The sequence below is a fragment of the Mesorhizobium sp. M0615 genome (assembly GCF_040320805.1).
Lineage (GTDB): Bacteria > Pseudomonadota > Alphaproteobacteria > Rhizobiales > Rhizobiaceae > Mesorhizobium.
On sequence record NZ_JAMYQI010000022.1, the window covers coordinates 1 to 19135 of the forward strand.

Annotated in this window: 19 protein-coding genes; 10 read left to right on the top strand and 9 right to left on the bottom strand. The window is 63.3% G+C overall.

Annotated features, from left to right (window positions below):
- Positions 1-190: 190 nt before the first annotated feature.
- On the bottom strand, positions 191-1570 hold the full coding sequence (locus NKI46_RS28065; protein WP_352460229.1) for a serine hydrolase domain-containing protein: 1380 nt from the start codon (positions 1568-1570) through the stop codon (positions 191-193).
- On the opposite strand from NKI46_RS28065, the gene NKI46_RS28070 reads away from it, so the two are divergent.
- The 3 genes from NKI46_RS28070 to NKI46_RS28080 are packed head-to-tail and all read left to right on the top strand — an operon-like array spanning position 1548 to position 3912.
- Positions 1548-1883 carry a hypothetical protein gene (locus NKI46_RS28070; protein ID WP_352749060.1) on the top strand — a complete coding sequence of 112 codons (336 nt, stop codon included), beginning with the start codon at positions 1548-1550 and terminating at the stop codon, positions 1881-1883. The two genes, NKI46_RS28065 and NKI46_RS28070, sit on opposite strands and share 23 nt — an antisense overlap.
- The gene (locus NKI46_RS28075) at positions 1853-2650 is read left to right on the top strand and encodes a glycoside hydrolase family 25 protein (protein WP_023682151.1); all 798 of its coding nucleotides are present in this window, start codon (positions 1853-1855) and stop codon (positions 2648-2650) included. Before NKI46_RS28070 ends, NKI46_RS28075 begins: the two co-directional genes overlap by 31 nt.
- A 32-nt stretch (positions 2651-2682) precedes the next feature.
- The gene (locus tag NKI46_RS28080; protein WP_352460227.1) at positions 2683-3912 is read left to right on the top strand and encodes a lytic murein transglycosylase; all 1230 of its coding nucleotides are present in this window, start codon (positions 2683-2685) and stop codon (positions 3910-3912) included.
- Positions 3913-4125: 213 nt separating this feature from the next.
- On the opposite strand, the gene NKI46_RS28085 is transcribed toward NKI46_RS28080, so the two are convergent.
- Positions 4126-5346 carry an alanine racemase gene (locus tag NKI46_RS28085; protein ID WP_023668250.1) on the bottom strand — a complete coding sequence of 407 codons (1221 nt, stop codon included), beginning with the start codon at positions 5344-5346 and terminating at the stop codon, positions 4126-4128.
- Positions 5347-5557: 211 nt separating this feature from the next.
- Here NKI46_RS28085 and NKI46_RS28090 point away from each other — a divergent pair, with 211 nt between their 5' ends.
- Positions 5558-6475, top strand: coding sequence for a DMT family transporter (locus tag NKI46_RS28090; RefSeq protein ID WP_023682155.1), 918 nt, complete (start codon positions 5558-5560; stop codon positions 6473-6475).
- Between the two features lie 440 nt (positions 6476-6915).
- Here NKI46_RS28090 and metF read toward each other — a convergent pair whose 3' ends face one another.
- Both metF and NKI46_RS28100 read right to left on the bottom strand, forming a co-directional pair.
- Positions 6916-7833: a methylenetetrahydrofolate reductase [NAD(P)H] gene (gene metF / locus NKI46_RS28095; RefSeq protein ID WP_023682156.1), complete on the bottom strand. Its 918-nt coding sequence runs from the start codon at positions 7831-7833 to the stop codon at positions 6916-6918.
- Positions 7833-8855 (bottom strand): ArsR/SmtB family transcription factor, encoded by a 1023-nt coding sequence (locus NKI46_RS28100; RefSeq protein WP_023688015.1) that lies wholly within the window; start codon positions 8853-8855, stop codon positions 7833-7835. Before NKI46_RS28100 ends, metF begins: the two co-directional genes overlap by 1 nt.
- Before the next feature lie 166 nt (positions 8856-9021).
- Here NKI46_RS28100 and tsaA point away from each other — a divergent pair, with 166 nt between their 5' ends.
- Positions 9022-9528: a tRNA (N6-threonylcarbamoyladenosine(37)-N6)-methyltransferase TrmO gene (gene tsaA / locus NKI46_RS28105; protein WP_023712421.1), complete on the top strand. Its 507-nt coding sequence runs from the start codon at positions 9022-9024 to the stop codon at positions 9526-9528.
- Positions 9525-9839: a DUF2293 domain-containing protein gene (locus tag NKI46_RS28110; RefSeq protein WP_023668245.1), complete on the top strand. Its 315-nt coding sequence runs from the start codon at positions 9525-9527 to the stop codon at positions 9837-9839. Before tsaA ends, NKI46_RS28110 begins: the two co-directional genes overlap by 4 nt.
- A 6-nt stretch (positions 9840-9845) precedes the next feature.
- Here NKI46_RS28110 and NKI46_RS28115 read toward each other — a convergent pair whose 3' ends face one another.
- The gene (locus NKI46_RS28115; protein WP_023735978.1) at positions 9846-10352 is read right to left on the bottom strand and encodes a hypothetical protein; all 507 of its coding nucleotides are present in this window, start codon (positions 10350-10352) and stop codon (positions 9846-9848) included.
- Positions 10353-10504: 152 nt separating this feature from the next.
- Here NKI46_RS28115 and NKI46_RS28120 point away from each other — a divergent pair, with 152 nt between their 5' ends.
- Positions 10505-11467, top strand: a complete 963-nt coding sequence (locus NKI46_RS28120) for a D-amino acid aminotransferase (RefSeq protein WP_023668243.1) — start codon at positions 10505-10507, stop codon at positions 11465-11467.
- 145 nt (positions 11468-11612) lie between these two features.
- Positions 11613-12455 (top strand): SDR family oxidoreductase, encoded by an 843-nt coding sequence (locus NKI46_RS28125; protein WP_023729364.1) that lies wholly within the window; start codon positions 11613-11615, stop codon positions 12453-12455.
- Positions 12456-12514: 59 nt separating this feature from the next.
- Here the strand turns inward: NKI46_RS28125 and NKI46_RS28130 are convergent, their stop codons facing one another.
- Positions 12515-13126 carry an MOSC domain-containing protein gene (locus tag NKI46_RS28130; RefSeq protein ID WP_023753543.1) on the bottom strand — a complete coding sequence of 204 codons (612 nt, stop codon included), beginning with the start codon at positions 13124-13126 and terminating at the stop codon, positions 12515-12517.
- Positions 13127-13322: 196 nt separating this feature from the next.
- On the opposite strand from NKI46_RS28130, the gene NKI46_RS28135 reads away from it, so the two are divergent.
- Positions 13323-13889 carry a methyltransferase family protein gene (locus NKI46_RS28135; protein WP_023668240.1) on the top strand — a complete coding sequence of 189 codons (567 nt, stop codon included), beginning with the start codon at positions 13323-13325 and terminating at the stop codon, positions 13887-13889.
- Here NKI46_RS28135 and NKI46_RS28140 read toward each other — a convergent pair whose 3' ends face one another.
- The 3 genes from NKI46_RS28140 to ettA form a co-directional block, all read right to left on the bottom strand.
- Positions 13890-15011: a beta-ketoacyl-ACP synthase III gene (locus tag NKI46_RS28140; RefSeq protein WP_023697038.1), complete on the bottom strand. Its 1122-nt coding sequence runs from the start codon at positions 15009-15011 to the stop codon at positions 13890-13892. It abuts the gene before it with no gap.
- Positions 15012-15142: 131 nt separating this feature from the next.
- The gene (gene tam / locus NKI46_RS28145; protein WP_023697039.1) at positions 15143-15913 is read right to left on the bottom strand and encodes a trans-aconitate 2-methyltransferase; all 771 of its coding nucleotides are present in this window, start codon (positions 15911-15913) and stop codon (positions 15143-15145) included.
- A gap of 49 nt (positions 15914-15962) precedes the next feature.
- Complete coding sequence (gene ettA, locus NKI46_RS28150) at positions 15963-17612, bottom strand: energy-dependent translational throttle protein EttA (protein WP_023688009.1); 1650 nt, start codon at positions 17610-17612, stop codon at positions 15963-15965.
- Between the two features lie 235 nt (positions 17613-17847).
- Here ettA and NKI46_RS28155 point away from each other — a divergent pair, with 235 nt between their 5' ends.
- On the top strand, positions 17848-19134 hold the full coding sequence (locus NKI46_RS28155) for a GGDEF domain-containing protein (RefSeq protein WP_352749065.1): 1287 nt from the start codon (positions 17848-17850) through the stop codon (positions 19132-19134).
- Position 19135 lies beyond the last annotated feature (1 nt).

Genomic DNA, 19135 nt, shown 5'->3' on the forward strand with positions numbered 1-19135 from the left:
GCTCTGCTTTGTCCACATCTAAAGCTTGAATCATAACCCAGCCTCAGACGAAACCCCCGGCAAGCCGATTTTCAAAACGGTCTCTTACCTCCCCCTCGATGGGGGAGGTCGCGCCGAAGGCGCGGGTGGCCAGGCACCCCGCCCCGGCGCTACGCGCCGACCCTCCCCATCAAGGGGAGGGTAAAGGGAGCTAGCGCAGTGCCTTCATCAGCGCGCCGACCATCACCTGCGGCCGGTAGCCGAGCTTGGCCGGCGTCAACCCCAGCCGCACCACCACCAGTTGCTCCGACGGGATGATGGCGACCGTCTGGCCGTCATGGCCCTCCATCCAGTAGGTATCGTTGGGCAGTCCGGCGGCGACGCCGGCGCCGGGATTTCCTTCGTCCCCCGGGGCTTCGATCCAAAGTTGCCCCTTGCCGTAGACTTTCGAGGCCGGTGCCGGTTCGCGCATCCAGTCGACGAAACCGGCCGGCAGGATCTGGTTGCCGTTCCAGACGCCGCCCTGCAGCAGGAATTGGCCGAACCGCGCCCAGTCATGCCCCGTGGCATAGAGGTAGGATGAGCCGACAAAGGTACCCTCCTCGTCGGTTTCGAGCACCGCGCTTTGCATGCCGAGCGGCCCGAACAGCGCTGTCCTTGGCCACATCAGCGCCTTGTCCTTGTCGCCGATAGCATCCTGCCACAGCCTCGACAGCATCACCGCCGTGCCGCTCGAATAGGAAAAGACCTTGCCGACGTCGCCGGTCAGCGGCTTGGCCTCGGCGAAGCCCGCCATATCGGGTTCGAGGTAGAGCATGCGCGTCACATCGGCGACGTCGCCATAATCCTCGTTGAACTCGAGCCCGCTCGACATCGCCATCATGTCGGCAAGGCTGATGGCGGCGCGCCCGTCCGCCTTCCATGAGCCGAACAGGCCCTGATTGGTCACCGCCATCTTGCCGTCCTTGACCAGCGTGCCGACGAGCGCGGCGTTGACTGTCTTGGTCATAGACCAGCCGAGCAGCGGCGTTTTCGCCGAAAAGCCGTCGCCATAACGCTCCGCAACAATGCGGCCATTTTTGACCACCACCACGGCGCGCATGCCGATGCCGGTCATCGCCGCACCGTCGAGGATCTTGTTGATTTCGGGATTTTGCGAGGCATCGACTCGATCTCCCTCGGGCCACAGATCGCCCTTGGTGGCCGCCGACGCCTCGGCAGGGATTGACGTGCGCCGTGCCTTGCCGACGTCGCCATCGGGAACCGAGGCGCAACCCAGGCCGGCGCGCGCAACGGCAACGCTCTTGCCGAGGAAGCCAAGCAGCCCGGCCGAGACGGTCCCCCTGTTCTTGTCGACCGACACCTTCATCAGCCTGAGCAGCGGATGGCCGGGCGCCTGCACGTCGATGGCCAGCACCTCATTGGGATCACGGCCGGCGATAAAAACATTCGAGCAGACAATCTTGGCGGAATAGCCGGAACCGACGCGGATCAGGTCGGGCGGAGCGATGTAGAGCCAGGCAAACAGCGCGGCTATCGCCAGCACGACCAGGCCGAGCAGCCATTTGATGATCTTCACGGCGATCCGCATCTTCCGTCCCTGCTTTTCCGCTGCCCGTGGCTTGCGGCCCGAATTATGTCATCGATTTGCCGCCATTGCTTCCGCAAAATCGGTGTTCTTGTCGAGCGCCGTCAACCTGTTATCAACCATGATCGGCGATCACTGGTGCATGTCGCCCAAAAGTGCGCAGCGGTTTTGGAACAACGACATGCACGAAAATAGCGTATCAGGCGATGCTGTGGGGCGATCGCCTGAGGGGCACCTGCAACGACAACCCAACAGCGACCGGCTGATTCCGGCTCGGGAAATGCGATGCGCCGTTTCGCGGCCCTCATCACGTTGACGCTGCTGGCCGCCTGCTCGACCGCCGGCGATCTCGTGCCCTCGATGTCGCCATCCAGCAGCCCGACGGTTGCCGTGCGCGCACCGCGTTTCGAAGATTCCAAGCCGCATGAATGGGATAGCGGCGCGCCCTGGAACTATGCCGTTCACGGCACCGACGTCTCCAAATACCAGACCTCGGTCGACTGGCCGACGGCCAAGGCCAGCGGCATCTCCTTCGCCTTCATCAAGGCGACCGAGGGCGGCGACCGTTTCGACGAGTATTTCAACGAGCATTGGTCGCGCACCAAGGCCAATGGCATTCCGCGCGCGGCCTACCATTTCTTCTATTTCTGCACGCCTGCCGCCACCCAGGCGCGCTGGTTCATCCAGAACGTGCCCGTCGACCGCTCGGCCATGCCGCCGGTGCTCGACATGGAGTGGAACCCGCAATCGCCGACCTGCCGGCTGCGCCCGGATTCGGCGACGGTGCGGGCCGAAATGACCACCTTTCTCGAGATGATCGAGCGGCACTATGGCAAGAAGCCGATCATCTACACCTCGGTCGACTTCTTCGACGATAACGACCTTGCGACCTTCCGCGGCTATCCCTACTGGCTGCGCTCGGTGGCCGGCCACCCCCGCCAGAAGTACGGCAGCCACCCTTTCACCTTCTGGCAATACACCGGAACCGGTATCGTGCCCGGCATGAACGGCAAGTCCGATATCAACGTCTTCAACGGCACTGAGGCAGCCTGGAAAAAGTGGCTGCGGCAGAACACCCGTTGACACCGGCTCTGCCGCCTGCTTTTCGACGTCCCATGCGCACCTACCTGCAGCCACTGGGATATTTACGCCGGAAACGATCGAAGAGCCGCCTGCGCTCCGGGCTGCTCGCGGCTCTGCTGCTCGGCGCTACGGCGATGCCGGCGGGGGCGCAGGAATGCGGCGGCGACTTCGAAACCTGGAAGCAAGGCGTGGCGGCGGAAGCCAGGGCAGCCGGTGTCGGCGCTGTCGGCCTTGACGCGCTGGAAGCCGCCACCATCGACGACAAGGTGCTGGCGCGTGACCGCGCCCAGGGCGTCTTCGCACAGACCTTCATCCAGTTCTCCAACCGCATGATCTCGGCCTACCGGCTGAAGCAGGGCGCGGCCAATCTGAAGAAATACGCCGAAATCTTTGCGCGCGCCGACCAGCAGTTCGGTGTCCAGGCGCCGATCATCACCGCCTTCTGGGGGCTGGAGACCGATTTCGGCGCCGTACAGGGCGATTTCCACACGCTGAGCGCCTTGGTGACGCTGTCGCATGACTGCCGCCGCCCGCAGCTGTTTCGGCCGCAACTGGTGCCGCTGTTGACGCTGATCGATCGCGGCGTCGTTCCGGCCGACGTCACCGGCGCCTGGGCCGGCGAGATCGGCCAGACGCAGATCCTGCCTTCCGACTATCTCGCGCGGGGCGTCGACGGCGATGGCGACGGCATCGTCGATCTCAGGCGCAGTGTGTCCGACGTGATCATGACCACGGCCAACAAGGTGCTGTCGCGCGGCTGGAAACGCGACCAGCCCTGGATCGAGGAAGTGCGCGTGCCCGAGGACATGCCTTGGGAGCAGACCGGCCGCACCAACAAGCTGCCGCTGTCGCAATGGGCCGCCTGGGGCGTCACCAATCCCGATGGCACGCCGCTGATCGACAATGGCCTGAAGGCCGGCCTGGCGCTGCCGATGGGCCGCAAAGGTCCGGCCTTCCTCGCCTACGACAATTTCGACGTCTATCTCGAATGGAACCAGTCCTTCACCTACGCGCTGACCGCCGCCAACTTCGCCAGCCGGCTGGCCGGGGCAAAGCAGTTCGACCCGCGCAATCCCGAAACCGGTCTCAATGGCGACCAGATGAAGGAATTGCAGACCAAGCTCGAAGCCAGGGGCTATGACGTCGGCACCGTCGACGGCATTCTGGGCACCAACACCCGCGAAGCCATCCGCAAGGAACAGATGCGGCTCGGCATGCCGGTAGACGGCTGGCCGACGCCGGAGCTTTTGGGGAAACTGTAGCGCTCCTTGCCTTCTCCCCTTGTGGGGTGAGCAGCCGGTTTCGCGGAGCGAATTCATCGGCATGAAGGCTGGCGAACGCCGGGACGCTGCGAAGCAGCGGGACCCGGCAGGTGGATCGGCCACCACCCCGGCCCTTCGCATAGCTCAGGGCGTCGAAGGCTCGAAAAGCCAAGCAATTGGCTTTTCGTCCGCTGAAGCGGAGAAGGAAGAAACCTAATCCGCCATCGTCTCCAAACTCGCGAATCCCTGCGGCGCATCGCCTTCATCGAAGGGTGTCGTCACCTCGACGAAGGTATCGGGATAAAAGCCGTTGAAGCGGGTTCTCAGCGACAGCGAATAGGCACCGATATGGCCGATCTCGATCCAGTCGCCGGTGTCGACGGTTTCCGGCAGCCAGAACGGCCGCGACAGGATGTCGACGGAATCGCAGGTCGCGCCGCAGACCTTGAACGGCACGATGTTCTTCTCCTCGCCATTGCGCGAGCGGATCGCCGGATCGGGGATGAAGCGGGCCGGCAGTGTGATCTTGCCGGTCCAAGAATCCGACAGCGACGCCCAGATGCCGTCATTGATGTAGAGCCGCTTGCCCTTGCGCAGCAGCACCCGCACGATCAGCGAGAGGCAGCGCGCCACGATCACCCGGCCGGGCTCGGCCACCAACGGGATCTGGTCGAACTGGTATTCCCTGAGGTCGCCCGACAGCCGCGACATGATCTGGCCGAGCGACGGCATCTCGATCTGCTTGCGATTGGGGTCATGGCCGTACTCGGCGGGAAAGCCGCCGCCGACATCGAGCCCCGCAATGTCGAAGGTCAGCCGGTTGCGCACCCAATCGGCGGAGGCCAGCGCCCGTTCATAGGTGTCGGGATCCTCGATCTGGCTGCCGACATGGAAGCACAGGCCGACCTTGTAGCCGGTGCGGTTGAGCCGCTCGGCGAGTTCCACCGCATAGGCCGGCCCGGCGCCGAATTTCTTCGACAGTTCATAGGCCGCCGAACCCTTGGTCTGGATTCGCACGAACACGCTGATGGAGCCCGGATCGATGTCAAGCGCCCGCACCACCCGCGTCAGCTTGGTGATCTCGTCCTCATGGTCGAGCGAAATGACGCGGATGGCGTATTTTTCCAGCGCAAGCTTGATGTCCGACTGCGCCTTGACCGGATGCATGTAGAGCATCTCGGCGTCGGGTGAGACGGCGCGCACGGCGGCGAACTCGCCGGGCGAGGCTACATCGAAGGCGGTGACGCCGGCTTCGACCAGCGCCTTCAGCACGATCTGCTCGCCATTGGTCTTGACTGCGTAGGCGGTCTTGCCAGGAAACATGCCCATGAACTGTTTGGCATCCGCCTTCAGCACCTGCGGGCGAAAGCAGTAGACCGGATCGTCCGGCCGAAGCGCCAGCGCCGCCTCGCGGGCATTCTCGAATCGCTGCATGGACGAATCCCCTGACTTCTCGGCTGCGCACAATTAATCCAAGCTAGCGGCCAAAGAAAACAATTCTGTGTCTGGCGGGCACTGACCCAGCGGCGCACCCTCCTGGCAGCACTGTTGCCAGCAATCAGGTTTCGGGTGGCCCTTGTCGCCGGACCCGATATGCCTTCTGCCTGAGTGGCTGGCATTGATGCCGCGGGGAAGGACGTTCACGATGGCAATAGCCACGACAGCCGTACAGCGCGGACCGATGACGCTGAGGGACTGGGGACAGCTTCTGCTGCTCGGCGCCATCTGGGGCGGCTCGTTCTTCTTTGCCCGCATCGCCGTTGCCGAAATGCACCCGCTGGTGCTGGTGCTGTTTCGCGTTGCCATTGCGGCCATTGCACTGCAGCTCTATCTCGGCATTCGCGGTCCGTCCTTCCGCCTCGCCTTCCCGCATGCCGGCCTGTTTTTCCTTTTGGCGCTCGCCAACAATGTCGTCCCGTTCTCGCTGATCTTTGCCGGCCAGACCGCGCTTGGCGCCGGCGTCGCCTCGGTGCTCAATGCGACGACGCCGTTCTGGACGCTGATCCTCGCCAACGCGCTGACAGCGGACGAAAAGCTCTCCTGGAACAAGCTTGCCGGCATCGGGCTCGGCATCGCCGGCACCGCTGTCATGATCGGCCCCGGCCTGCTGGCCGGGCTCGGCGGCCCGGTCTGGGCGAAATTCGCGCTGATCGGCGCCTCGCTGTCTTACGCCGTCGCGCTGATGATTGCCCGCCGCTTCAAGGGCGTGCCCTCGCCGGTGATCGCCACCGGACAATTGACGGCGTCGACCATCATCATGATCCCGGTGGTGCTGCTCACCTATGGCCCGGCCGGCCTGTTCTCGGCCTCGCCGCCGGTCTGGACGGCGGTGCTGGCGCTGGCGCTGCTCTCCACCGCCTTCGCCTACATCCTCTATTTCAACCTCGTCGCCTCGGCCGGCGCCACCAACGCCTCGCTGGTCACGCTCATCGTCCCGGCCAGCGCCATCCTGCTCGGCCTCCTGTTCCTCGGCGAGCGGCTCGCTCTGTTCGAGTTCTGCGGCATGGCACTGATCGCGCTTGGCCTGGTGACGATCGACGGGCGGTTGTTTGGTCGGCGCTAACCCAAAAGTGCGCAGCGGTTTTGGAACAACGACGCGCTTTAGGTCTGGTAGCGCTGCCATGCCTCGCTTTCGCCACGGCCGCGTCACAATTTATTCACAGGCTACCAGCGGGTTTTGCCGAAGAGTTTCAATGCCTAACGCCAGGTGGCAGGTCGCAAATTCCACAATCGCGTCGCATTGCAGCATATTTTCCGCTTGCCTGTGGCACAAATGCCCCTAGACTCCACCCATAGCTCTTGAAGAGGAGACTATGACATGGGACTTACGAGGCCAATCAACGCATTGATGATCTGTGCTGCATTTGCCTTCATTGGCGCCCTTATCATAGGTGTTCTTCCGTAACCGCCGGAGCGGAAGAACAGCAGCAATAGCCCACAAATTCGAAAGGCCGGGTGTTTCGCCCGGCCTTTTGCATTTCAGATTTCATACCACCATGAAGCTCAGGCGGCGGCGGATCCAGCTGCCTCTGTTTCGTGGGAGCGGATGCCGATCATATGGCAGATGGCAAACACCAGGTCGGCCCGGTTCATGGTGTAGAAATGGAAGTCGCTGACGCCGCGCTCGACGAGATCGAGCACCTGCTCGGCCGCCACGGCAGACGCCACGAGCGCATGCGTCTGCGGATCGTTGTGCAGCCCTTCGAACCGCTCGGCCAGCCATGCCGGCACCAGCGCGCCGCAGCGTGCCGAGAAATTGGCGACCTGGGTGAAATTGTGCACCGGCAGGATGCCGGGCACGATCGGGATGTAGATGCCGGCGCGGCGCGCCTTCTCGACGTAACGCTCGTAGAGATCGTTGTCGAAGAAGAACTGGGTGATTGCCCGCGTCGCGCCATTGTCGGCCTTGCGCTTCAGCATGTCGAAGTCGGTGGCAAAGTCCGGACTTTCCGGATGCTTTTCGGGATAGGCCGAGACCGAGATGTCGAAATCGCCGGCGTCCTTCAGCGCTCCGACAAGTTCGGCGCCATTGGCATAGCCATCGGGATGCGGCCGGTAGGCGGTGCCGACGCCGGCCGCCGGATCGCCACGCAAGGCGACGAAGCGCTTCACGCCCATATCGGCGAATTCGCGGACCACGGCATCGACCTCATGGCGGGCGGCGTCGACGCAGGTCATGTGAGCCGCCGGCGTCAGCGTCGTCTCGTTCAGGATGCGCTTGATCGTGCGCGCCGTGCGTTCACGCGTCGAGCCGCCGGCGCCATAGGTCACCGAGACGAATCTCGGCTTCAGCGGCTCCAGCCTGGTGACGGTGTCCCAGAGCCTGGCTTCCATCTCGTCGGTCTTCGGCGGGAAGAACTCGAAGGAAACGCGCACCTTGTCGCCGATGTCGGGACGGCGGGAAAAGCGGAACTGGTTCATCAGGCGATTTCCCCCATAGGGTACGCTTTGGTGGGTTGGGTGTCATTTGAAGGCTCGGCCATCAGCATGCGGCGGTCGCGGCCGAGCCACAGCTTGACGGTCAGCCTGGCTTCGTTGCCGCCGCGCGGCTCGAATTCCTGGGCATCCTCGAGATCGAGCCCGGCCTCGGCAAACCATTCGGAGATCTGCCGGTCGGAAAAGCCCAGCCTGACATGCGCGTGCTGGTCGCGCAGGAACTCCAGCGCATGCGGCGCGAAGTCGACGATCACCAGCCGGCCCGCCGGACGCAGCAGCCGCGCCGCCTCGCGAATGGCGCGTGCCGGGTCATCGAGATAGTGCAGCACCTGATGGATGGTGACGAGGTCGAAGGCGTCGCGCTCGACCGGCGGCGCGAAAATGTCGCCTTGGCGGACCTGCGCATTGGCGATGCCTGCCTTGTCGAGATTGGCCCGCGCCACCGTCAGCATTTCGCGCGACATGTCGATGCCGACGCCGCGCCGGTAGAGCGGCGAAAATATCTCCAGCAGCCGCCCGGTACCGGTGCCGAGGTCTAGCATCGACTGGAACGGCCGCTTGCCGACCAGCTTGAGGAGTGCGGCTTCCACCGCGCGGTCCGGCACATGCAGCGAGCGGATGTGATCCCAGCTGGCGGCGTTCTCGGAGAAATACTCGGCGGCACGGTCCTGGCGCTTGCGCTTGACCGATGCCAACCGCTCGAGATCGCGCTCGACCTGTGGATCGGCGCCGCGAATGCCAGAGACCAGCCCCATGACGAAGTCGCGCGCGGAATCCGTATCCGACAGCCGGAAGAAGGCCCACGAGCCCTCCTGGTAGCGGCCGATCAACCCGGCCTCCAGCAGCAGCTTCAAATGCCGCGACACCCGCGGTTGCGACTGGCTGAGGATCTCGGTGAGGTCGGACACGGTGAGATCGCCGCGCGACAGCAGCGCCAGGATGCGGAGCCGGCTCGATTCGGCCGCAGCCTTCAACGTATCAACCATCGTATCGAGCGAAACATGCATTGGCGTATTCTCGTTGAAAAGATATAAACATATGTTTATGTCAGCTTTGGCGGCATAGCAAGGCCTATGTCGCTTCCTGACAAGAAAATGCCGCACACATGGTCCCCGCCCGAGAGAACCGCTTTTCCCTGACGATCGGCTGCAAACTTGTGCTAGGGCGAAAGCCATGTTCGAGACGCGCGACGGCGAAAAGCTCCTGCAGACTGACCCGGCTGACATGCCGGCGGATGGCCATATCGTGTTCATCGGCCGCATCGCCTCGCCATGGACATCCAGGCAAACCTGCCCGAAGAACATGCGCGCGGCGCGCGAGGCCGGACAGGCGGCCACGGTTCTCATCGACCCTGCCTATCGCGACGGCCTGCTTGCGCTGGAGCGGGCCAGCCACATCGTCATCCTGTCCTGGCTGCATCACGCGCCGCGGGCACTGATTGTCCAGAGACCCCGCCATGCGGCTGAGCCGAAAGGCGTTTTCTCGCTGCGCTCCCCTGCCCGGCCGAACCCAGTCGGGCTGCATATCGCCAGGCTGATCGCCGTCGACATCGACCACGGCCGCATCGCCATCGACGCCATCGATGTGCTCGACGGCACCCCGGTGATCGACATCAAGCCCTATTTCGCCTCGACCGACGCCTTTCCCGAGGCGACCATTGCCGGGCGTGACGAAAAATGAGCGCGCCCACCGGCCGCCGCCGCGCCATCGCCAAGGCGCTGACCGCACTGCTGCCCCTGGCGCCCTATGCCGATATGGAGAAAATCCGCACCGAGGCCGGCGCCGTGCACATGAAGACGCTGCCGCCGGGCATCGCGGTCTGGCTGGCGACGATCGCCCATATCAGGCACGGCCATACCGACTATGAAAAGCTGCTGGCCGAGGGCTATGACCGCGACTCGGCGCGGTTCTTCGTCATCGAGCAAACAAACATGGTGCTGACCCGTTGGCGCGCCACGCGCCTGCTCGATGCAGAGGACGAAGAGGAATAACTTCAGCTACCGTCGCTTCAATACGGCAACCGCATTGTAGGGCTGGCCGTCGGCCTGGCCAACCCAGGTCCAGGACAGGTTCCCTTTGAAAAATCGGACGGTGATGCCGCCACCGTCGATGCACTTGTCCTGGCCGTAGCTGATGTTTTCCCGGTATTCCGCCGAACTGTCGTCGCGAGAAATCTGGGTCAACGATCCGCCGCAGCCGAGCGACGGATAGTCGATCGACGCGGCGCCATCGCCGATTGTCATTGCGATCGCCCAATCGGCGCCGGCAGCCCCGGCCGGACTTTGATGACCGCTGCCGGTCCAGACGCCGTTGAGCCCCGCCGCGTTGACCACGCAAGGCACGTTCTGAAAGATCGGCGTCAGCTCGCTGCCCATCTTCTCGCAACGATAGGTCTGGCCGTTCTGGCACAGCGCCTCGCCCTCGCGAGCGCATTGCGCGAAGGCATGGCCAGTGACGAAGACGAGGAAAATTGCAAAGCTGATGGTCCGAAAAGATCTGCCCATTTTGCCCCTCCCGGCCGGATATTTTCAAGCCGGACCATAGGGCATATCGAATGTGCTACCTAGGACAAACAGCGATGGTTGGGTGGCCCTATGCCGCCTGCAGGGGACCACTAGCTTGAATCTGCCGCATCAAGCCGAAGGGACCAATCGCCATGAACCGAAGCGCAGCAGCCGGTAGCATTGTGCCATTGCCGGCTTTGTCGGATCGCCATATCGATCCGCATTCCTATCCCGACGGCATCGCCTTTCTCGATGGTCAGTATCTGCCGATGTCGCAAGCCAAGATCTCGGTGCTGGATTGGGGCTTTCTGCATTCCGACGCCACCTACGACACCGTGCATGTCTGGGACGGGAGCTTCTTCCGACTCGACCTGCATCTCGACCGCTTCTTCGCCGGCTTGCAAAAACTGCGCATGACGATCCCGTCCGACCGCGATGGTGTGGCCGAGATTCTGCACAATTGCGTGGCGCTGTCGGGCCATCGCGCCGCCTATGTCGAAATGCTGTGCACACGCGGCGCCTCGCCGACCTTCAGCCGCGATCCGCGCCAGGCGGTCAACCGCTTCATGGCCTTCGCAGTTCCCTTCGGCTCGGTCGCCAATGCCGAGCAGTTGCGGCGCGGCCTGCATGTCGCCATTAGCGACAAGGTGCGCATTCCGCCGGTCTCGATCGATCCGGCGATCAAGAACTACCACTGGCTCGACCTCGTGCGCGGCCTCTACGACGCTTATGACCGTGGGGCCGAAACCGCATTGATTCTCGACTTCAACGGCAATGTCGCCGAAGGCCCCGGCTTCAACGTGTTCTGCGTCAAGGACGGCAGGCTGTCGACGCCAGCCGCCGGCGTGCTGCCCGGCATCACCAGGCGCACCGTCTTCGACCTCTGCGCCGAGGCAGCGCTTCCCACCACGGCCGTCGACGTCAGCGTTGCCGCGCTGAAGGCTGCCGACGAAGTCTTCATCACTTCCACCGCCGGCGGCATCATGCCGGTGACAGTGATCGACGGCGCTGCTGTCGCCGACGGCAAGATAGGCGGGATCACAAAGCGCTTGATGGCGCTCTACTGGCAAAAGCATGACGACCCGGCCTGGTCGAGCCCGGTGCGCTATCCCTGACCGGCGAAGGTCCTGCTCCACACGATGACGTGACCAAAAAGATTCCCCCTCGCCTCTGGAAAATCGCTCGACGCACCGTATATCGCGGAAGCGGAGAAGCCTCCGCTTCCCAGTTCACGGCCCGCATGGGCAAGGATTCCACGTCATGACAAGCAAGGTTTGGTTCATCACCGGATCGTCGAAAGGCTTTGGCCGAGTCTGGGCCGAGGCCGCACTCGCTCGCGGCGACCGTGTCGCCGCAACCGCGCGCGATGCCGGCACGCTCGCCGATCTCGTCGCGAAATACGGCGATAATGTCGCCGCGATCAAGCTCGACGTCACCGACAAGAAGGCTGTCGAAGCGGCCATCGCCGAGGCGCACAAGCGCTTTGGCCGGCTCGACGTCGTCATCAACAATGCCGGCTATGGCCATTTCGGCGCCATCGAGGAAGTCAGCGAACAGGAAGCCCGCGACCAGATCGAAACCAATGTGTTCGGCGCGCTCTGGGTCACCCAGGCGGCTTTGCCGATCATGCGGGCGCAGGGCTCCGGCCACATCATCCAGATCTCGTCGATCGGCGGCGTCAACGCCTTTGCGTCGCTCGGCCTTTACCATGCCTCGAAATGGGCGCTCGAAGCCTTCAGCCAGTCGCTCAGCATCGAGGTCGCCGAATTCGGCATCCATGTGACGCTTGTCGAACCGGGCGGCTTCTCCACCGATTGGTCCGGCGCCTCGGCCAAGGTCTCCAAAGCGATCGAGGCTTACGCGCCGGCCCGCGCCAAGATGGCGGAACGCCGCGCCAACTCGGTCGCCGGCGACCCCGAGGCCACCGGACCGGCGATGCTTGAAATCGTCGACGCGGCCGAGCCGCCGCTGCGCGTCTTCTTCGGCGATGGCGGCCTGCCGATGATCAAGCAGGAATACGCCAACCGCATCGCGCTGTGGGAAAAGTGGGACCACGTTTCCGTCGAGGCGCAGGGCGCCAAGAAGAACCGCAAGGCGGCCTGAGCGCGTCTTGAAATCCGGCTGCGTCGCCCCGGCGGCGCAGCCCGTGCCCTAGCCCGGTACTAGGATCGATAAATCCACTGCTCGGGCACGCGCACCGAGATCTCTTCCCCTGTTGTCATACGACCCGGTTTCTCGACCCAGGCAACGAGACCGCGCAGCCGTTTCGCCGCCTTCGGGAAGGCCAGCGCGCCGGCCTCCCGATCGGCCATCCCGGCGTTTTCGGCGATCGAACGTCCAGCAAGCCGGCAAGGCCCGTTCTGCGCATCGACCTTGATCGTCACGCCACCTCTAAAGAACAGCAGCGTGCCTGACGGCAGCATCGAGAGATGCGGCACGCCTTCGATCAGCAGATTGGCGCCGATCCATTCCGGCTTGATCTCGGCCAGCCCCATCCGCTCGGCAACGACGGCGAGTTCATCCGCTGCTACGATTGATATCTGCCGCTCGTTGCGGATTTCGGTGCCGCGCGGATACCAGGGTTCGCGACCGCCGGAACGACGGGTGGCGCCGGCGTGGAAGTCGCCGTCGATGCCTTCGAAACCGAGTTGCAATCCTTCCACTGGGCGCGTCTGGAAGTGATTCGACGGTGCGGCGTAGAGCGCCGTCACCCTGGCTACGAGTTTTCGCGCTGAAATGATCTCGATCGGAGCCTCAGGGAAAAGATCCAGCATGGCTTACTCCTTGTGCAAGGTCGCATTAGCGATAGCCATGAGCCCGGTCCAGTCCAAAGCAATGATGATCCGATCAAGCGGGCTGATGGCAGCCGATCACGATCTTCTTACCGCGGATCGCATATCCTATCGTACTGCGCCGCATTGCCGCCGTGCTGCACCGGCCTCATGGTGAGACAAGTCTGCGGAGGTTTCCATGCGTCCCGGGACTGCAATCGCGCTGCTTTGGCTGATCTGGGTCGTGTCCTGGTTTCTAGCCGCCTTCTGGGCCGACCCGGCGAAAAAGCGTGCCGGCATCCAGGAGGAGCTTCGCTATCGCGCTTTGTGGTTGATCGGCGCGGTGCTGCTGTTCATTCCCGCGCATGGCTATGCCGGCCGGCTGCGATTCTGGTTTCCGACCCTTGCCGAAGCGTGGATCTGCGCAGGGCTTGTTGCCGTTGGCCTGTTGTTCGCCTGGTGGGCGCGGTTGCATCTCGGCCGTCTCTGGTCGGCTTCGGTGACGGCCAAGGCCGAGCACCGTGTCGTCGACACCGGTCCCTACAGAATGGTCCGCCACCCGATCTATACCGGACTGCTTCTGGCGATGCTTGCCACAATGGCGGCCAAAGGCACGGTCTGGGGAATCGCCGGCGCGATTCTTCTCACCATCGGCATCGTCATGAAGGCAAGGCTGGAGGAACGCTTTCTGCGCGGAGAACTCGGCAACGCCTATGACGATTATGCCCGCAGCGTACCGATGCTGGTGCCGTTCATGCCGGCCTGATTACAGCATCTGCAAAAGCGCGCCGCCGATCGAATAGCCGGCGCCGAAGGCGCACAGCACGCCGAAATCGCCGGGCTTCATGTCGGCGTGGTTTTCCGACAGCGCGATGATGGCGCCGGCGCCGGCGGTGTTGCCGAGCCGCTCCAGCACCATCGGCGCGCGGTCGTGGTCGACCTCGTGGCCGAAGGCCAGTTTCAGGATCATGGCGTTCATGCGCGCATTGGCCTGATGCAGCCAGAAGCGCCTGATGGCTTGCGGCGTCAGCCCGTGCTCGGCGAGGAATTCGACAATGAATTTGTGGCCGGCGACGGTGACTTCCTTGAACACCTTGTTGCCGACCTGCTTGATCAGATTGCCTTCGAGGTTGATCATGTAAGGATCGTCCTGGGCGGTGCGGGTGTGATAGCCCAGATTGGTGCGGATATTGTTCGACATCTGCGTCCAGGTGCGCGTGTCCAGCACCTCGAAGCGCCCCGGCCGCTTCTCGCCCCTGGCCAGCCCCTCGACCACCATCGCCACCGACGCATCGCCGAAGATGAAATGCGTCTGCCGGTCGCGGAAATTGAGATGGCCGGTGATGATCTCCGGCGTGACCACCAGCACGCGTTTGTGCGCGCCCGCCCGCACCAGATTGGCCGCAATGTGCAAGGCGGCCGCGGCCGATGAACAACCAAGCCCCATATCGAAGCCGGCGCCCTTGGTGCCCAGCGCCTCCTGCATTTCGATGGCGATCGCCGGATAGGGCCGCTGCTGGTGCGAGGCCGAGCAGATCACCAGGTCGATGTCGGACGGCTTCAGGCCGGCATGGTCGAGCGCCTTCCTGGCTGCGGCGACGCCGAACTCGGCCTGCAGCGACAGCGCATCGTCGGGCCGCGCCGGAATGCGCGGCGCCATGCGGGTCGGATCGAGAATGCCTTCGCGCTCGATCACATGCCGGGTCTGGACGCCCGAGGCATGGACGATGAAGGCGCTGTCGGATTTCTGCAGCAGCGTCTCATCCGTGCCTTGCCGGCGTGCATTCTCGGTGTCGACCCAGGCATTGAAGCTGGCGACCAGTTCTTCATTGGTGATCTTGGCTTCAGGGATTTCAACGCCAATGCCGCTGATGATGACGCGATGCATATCCAGTCCGTCCATGCGCAGGCGTTGTCGTTCTCATGTGAACGACGAAGGGGCGCGACACAACACTTTTCTCACCCCACCGGTTTACGCCGGCTTAAACCATAGGCTGTGGCCGGATGTCATCGGGAGTGCTAGCCGGCCCGCTTGGCGACGATGAAGATACGCGGAAAGCGCAGCAGCACCTTGCCGTTTGCGGTCTTCGGATAGGCCGCGGTGATCTTGGCCGTGTAGCTGTCGAGGAAGGTCTTGCGCTCGCCGGCGTCCAGCGGATCGAGGAAAGGCTTCAGCCCCGTCGACTTCACCCATTCGACGATCGCCTCGGCGTCGGTCAGCGGATGATTGTAGGCTGTATGCCAGATATCCACCCGGTCGGAGAGCGGCGACAAGAGATCATAATAGAACGACACCGCCGGCAGCGGTCCGCGCGCAGCACCTGCCATCTTGGCGGCGAACGGCATTTCGGCGGCCGTCTCGCGCATCACCTGATGCGACGGCTCAAGCAGATTGTCGGGCATCTGGACGGCGAGCGCGCCACCGGGGGCGAGAAAGCCCATCAGCCGCTGGAACACTACCGGGTGGGTGGGCAGCCACTGGAATACCGCGTTGGCGAAGATGACGTTGACCGGCTCGGCCGGTCGCCATGTCGAGGCATCGGCGAGGTCGAAATTGACGCTGGGCAGGCGCGCCTTCGCCTTCTCGATCATGTCGGGAGAGGTGTCGAAGCCGCTGATATCAGCATCCGGCCAGCGCTCGACCAGCAGCTCGGTCGAATTACCCGGGCCGCAGCCGATGTCGACCACCCGGCGCGGGAAATCCACCGGCACCTGCGCAACAAGATCGCGCGCGGGCCGCGTGCGCTCATCCTCGAATTTCAGATATTGGGCGGCTGACCAGTCGGTCATTCAAGCTTTCCTCGTATCGGTTGAGAAATTCGCCGCCCCGGTTGCTCCCTTACCGCGTCAACCTCTTGTACGTCATCCTGTGCGGGTTGACGGCTTCGGGGCCGAGACGACGGATCTTGTCCTGCTCGTAGTCCTCGAAATTGCCCTCGAACCATTCGACATGGCTGTCGCCCTCGAAGGCGAGGATGTGGGTGGCCAGGCGGTCGAGGAACATACGATCGTGCGAGATGATGACCGCGCAGCCACCAAAATTTTCCAGCGCGTCTTCGAGCGCCGCCAGCGTTTCGGTGTCGAGATCGTTGGTCGGTTCGTCGAGCAGCAGCACATTGCCGCCGGTCTTCAGCATTTTTGCCAGATGCACGCGGTTGCGCTGGCCGCCGGAGAGGTTGCCGACCTTCTGCTGCTGGTCGCCGCCACGGAAGTTGAACGATGCGCAATAGGCGCGGGTGTTGGCCTCGAACTTGCCGAGCTTGACCACTTCGGCGCCGCCCGAGATTTCTTCCCAGACGGTCTTTGACGGATCGAGCGCATCGCGGCTCTGATCGACATAGCCGAGCTTCACCGTTTCGCCGATGCGGACAGAGCCGGCATCCGGCGTTTCCTGGCCGGTGATCATGCGGAACAGCGTCGTCTTGCCGGCGCCGTTCGGGCCGATGACACCGACGATGCCGCCCGGCGGCAGCTTGAATTCCAGGCCTTCGATCAAAAGCGTGTCGCCAAAGCCCTTCGACAGGCCTTCCGCCTCGATCACCACATTGCCGAGCCGCTCGCCATGCGGAATGACGATCTGCGTATCGCTCGGCCGCCGCTTGTCGGCTGCATCCAGCAGGTCCTGGAACGCCTGGATACGCGCCTTGGACTTGGTCTGGCGGGCTTTCGGGCTGGACTGGATCCACTCCCGTTCGCGACCGATGGCGCGCTGGCGGGCGTCGTCCTCGCGACCTTCCTGCTTGAGGCGCTTGGCCTTGGCTTCGAGGTACTTGGTGTAGTTGCCCTCATAGGGAATGCCGCGGCCGCGATCGAGCTCGAGAATCCATCCGGTGACATTGTCGAGGAAATAGCGATCGTGGGTGATGATCATCACCGCGCCGGGATAGGCGCGCAGGTGTTTTTCCAGCCACGCCGTGGTCTCGGCGTCGAGATGGTTGGTCGGTTCATCGAGCAGCAAGAGGTCGGGCTGACGCAGCAGCAGCTGGCAGAGCGCGACGCGGCGGCGCTCACCGCCCGAAAGCTTGGTGACCTCGGAATCCTTGGGCGGGCAGCCCAGCGCTTCCATCGCCATCTCGACCTGCTGTTCGAGATCCCACAAATTGAGCCGGTCCATCTCGTCCTGGAGCTTGGCGGACTCATCGGCCGTCTCGTCGGAGTAGTTCATCATCAATTCGTTGTAGCGCTCGATGATGGCGGTCTTGGCGGCGACACCTTCCATGATGTTCTCGAACACCGTCTTGTTGGCATCGAGCGCCGGCTCCTGCGCGAGATAGCCGACGGTGGCGCCTTCGGCGAGCCACGCTTCGCCGTTCCACTCCTTGTCGAGCCCGGCCATGATCTTGAGGATCGTCGACTTGCCCGAGCCGTTGGGGCCGAGGATGCCGATCTTGGCGTCGGGATAGAAGGAGAGATGGACATTCTCAAGCACCTTCTTGGTGCCATAGGCCTTGTTGAGGCCGGCCATGTGATAGATGAACTGGCGTGCCACGCGCGCTTTCCTTGATGATTGACCGAAAATGTCGGATTGAATGGAGGTTGGCCGCTATGTAGGCGATGCCGGGCCGAACGGCAATCGCTTTTGCCATTTCAAGCCGGGTGTACACCGCACGTTAAGTTTTCCGCCGGTTGTAGGGAGCGTTGAAATCCCCGGTTAACCCTTCAGCGTCAAAACAGGATCGATCGCTGGCCTGTCGCGATCGAAAGTAGAGATCGGACCGAAGGTAGTGCTGAACAGTTTCCTGCTCCTTGCCGAAGCGGTCGTCTACTTCAGCGTCATGGTCACGCTGTTCCGCTTCAGGGATCGCATCGGCCTCGGCGTCTTCGTCTGCGCGCTGGGCGCCATGCATTTCCTCGAAACCTATCTCGCCAGCGTCTTCTATGTCGCCCTGCCCTTCGGCATGGTCTCGCCAGGCTCGGCGGTGCTGTTTTCCGGCAAGCTGGTGATGCTGCTTCTCCTCTACATGAAGGAAGATGCGGCCACGGTGCGCCAGCCGATCTATGGCCTTTTGCTCGGCAACGCCTTGATGATCGGGCTGGTCCTGATCCTGCGCCTGCACGATATTTCAGCCTTTTCCGACGGCAAGCTTCCCGATATCGGTTTCATCGACCAGTTGGGCTGGCTGATGGTGTGGGGCACGACGCTGCTCTTCATCGACGCCATCCTGATCATCCTGCTCTACGAAAAGCTCGGGCGTTATCTACGCAGGGCGCCGTTCTCCCGCATCCTGATTTGCGTCGCCTGCGTGCTCACCTTCGACCAGGCCGGATTTTTCAGCGCCCTGCATTTCGTCGCCGGCGCGCCGATTGCGGTCTTCTTCGGCGGCTGGTTCGCCAAGATGGGTGCCGCTTTTGCCTACAGCGCCATGCTTGTCGCCTACCTCAGATGGTTCGAAACGCGTCAGGTCGTGGCACCCCGCGGGCTGTCCGACGTCTTCGACACGTTGACCTATCGCGAGCGCTACGAAGCCCTGGTCGAACATGTCGGCCGCGACGGCCTCACCGGCCTCTTGCACAGGGGACGCTTTGACAGCGACGGCGAACGTCTGGTTGCTGTCAGCCTGCGCACGGCCCAGCCGCTCAGCCTGCTGATCGTCGACGTCGATCATTTCAAGTCGATCAACGATCGCTTCGGCCATGCCGAGGGCGACAGGGTGCTGAGATCGATCGCCCAGGTGCTGACCCAGGCGGCCGGCGCACACGATCAGGTTTTCAGGATCGGCGGCGAGGAGTTCGCCATCCTTTGCTCGCAGCCGCATGCGGTCGCCAGGTTGCTCGGAGAAAACCTCCGCCAGGCCGTCAAAGCGTGCGTAAACCGGTTCGACATCAGCGTCAGCGCCGGCATCGCCACTGTCGATGAGACCGTAGGCTCGCTTGCCGATCTCTTCGCCCTTGCCGACGAGCGTCTCTACAGGGCCAAGTCCACCGGGCGTGACCGCGTCGTCGGCGAAGCGCATGACGATGCCGAAGACCTAACTGCGTGGACATTGCCCACGCGTGGCGTCAGCGGATAAG